We start from the raw sequence: 1,788 nt of genomic DNA, 5'->3' as shown, positions 1-1,788 counted from the left end.
CAAGGCCGCGCGGTTAAGTGTTTTGGCTGACTGTCAGCACTCTTTCGATTGACATGAGCGCATAAGTAACGGGACCTCAGGTAGGCAGGTAGTCGACCAAGATCTATCTGCTGTCCGAGTGAGGTCCCGTTGCTGGTCGAGTCTGCCACGGTCACCGTGGTGCGTGCTATCACTGTCGCCGCTGGAGTGTTCGCTCCCGGACACCTGGGAGGATTGACACCGTTTCTACCGTTCGACCTCGTCGATGCGGTTCTGGCCGAGACCGGACGGGTCCAGCAACGACTCAGGGTGCTGCCCTCGCGGGTAGTGGTGTATTTCGTGATCGCGCTCGGGCTTTTCCCGAACTTGGGATACGCGCTGGTCTGGGACAAACTCGTCGCCGAATTGATCGAAGCGGGCCTGACGGTGCCGAAACCGGCCGAGTCGGCGCTGCGAGACGCGCGGCGCCGGGTCGGCCCGGGCCCGTTCAAAGCACTGTTCGAGGTCCTCGCGGGCCCACTCGCTCGCCCGGACACTCCCGGAGTGTCCTACCGGAGCCTGCGAACCGTCGCGTTCGACGGCTGCGCCTCGTTCAAAGCCGCCGACACCACTGCCCAGCACCACTGGCTGGGACGGATCCGGTCGAAGCTCGGCTGGGCCGGCTACCCGCAGCTGATGCTGATGGCTCTGGTCGAGACCGGCACCCGCGGGCTGATAGGCGTCCGGTTCGGACCGATCGGCGAGGGCGGAGAAACCGGCTACGCCGGCAAACTCCTGCACCTGCTGACCCGCGACATGCTGCTCCTGGCCGACCGCGGGTTCGCCGACACCGGCTTCCTGAAAGCCGCCGCGACCAGAGCACACCTCCTCGTGCGGATCAGCCGCAGCCGCCGCCCCAGCGTCGACACCCCACTACCCGACGGCAGCTACCTGACCAACTTCGATGGCCTCACCCTGCGCATCATCGAAGCCACCATCACCACCACAACCAGCACCGGCGACGTCCTGCACGCCGAATACCGGCTCGCGACCACCCTCACCGACCACCACACACACCACGCCACGACCCTGCTACGCCTCTACCACGAACGCTGGGAAATCGAATCCGCGTTCTACGCCCTGCGCCACACCCTGTTCCACGGCCGGGTCCTGCGTTCCGCGACCCCAGACGGTCTGCAACAAGAACTCTGGGCCCTGCTCATCCTCTACCAGCTGCTACGCGCCGCGATGACCGAAGCGAGCGAACACCAGCCCGGCACCGACCCCGACCGGGCCGGATTCACCATCGCCCTGCAACACGCCCACAACCAGGTCATCAACGCCGCAGGCATCCTGCCCGACCCCCACCGGCACACACCCGCGCGCATCGGCACCGCCGCCACCAACACCCTCGGCGACCGCCGCGACCGCACCAGCAAACGCGTATTGAAAACCCCCGTCGCCCGCTACGCCAAACCCCACCCCGACGACCCCCGGCCCACCACCAGCACCACCATCACCACCCGCACCCACACCATCAACGCCCGCACCCACACCCCACCACCACGACCCCGGCCCGAACGCGGCATCCCCACCGGCCAACTCACCCACACCATCCTCAACTACCTCAACACCCACCCCGACCAGCCACGAACCATCCAGCAAACCGCACAACACACCGGCCACGACCCCACCAAAACCCGCCACAAACTCAACGACATGACCAAAAAGGGCTACATCACCAGAACCAGCCCCGGCCACTACGCCCTCCCATCCACACCCTTGACAACCACACCACCGCCCTAACCGCGCGGCCTTGCCACCTGGGGG

General features: G+C 66.2%; 1 protein-coding gene. It reads left to right on the top strand.

Features of this window, described 5'->3' with window-relative positions:
* Window positions 1-129 precede the first annotated feature (129 nt).
* On the top strand, window positions 130-1,764 hold the full coding sequence (locus Apa02nite_RS52190; protein WP_203831569.1) for an IS4 family transposase: 1,635 nt from the start codon (window positions 130-132) through the stop codon (window positions 1,762-1,764).
* Window positions 1,765-1,788 lie beyond the last annotated feature (24 nt).

Origin of the sequence: Actinoplanes palleronii, assembly GCF_016862315.1 — a bacterium.
GTDB lineage: Bacteria > Actinomycetota > Actinomycetes > Mycobacteriales > Micromonosporaceae > Actinoplanes > Actinoplanes palleronii.
This window is presented reverse-complemented; position numbering and strand designations above follow the sequence as displayed.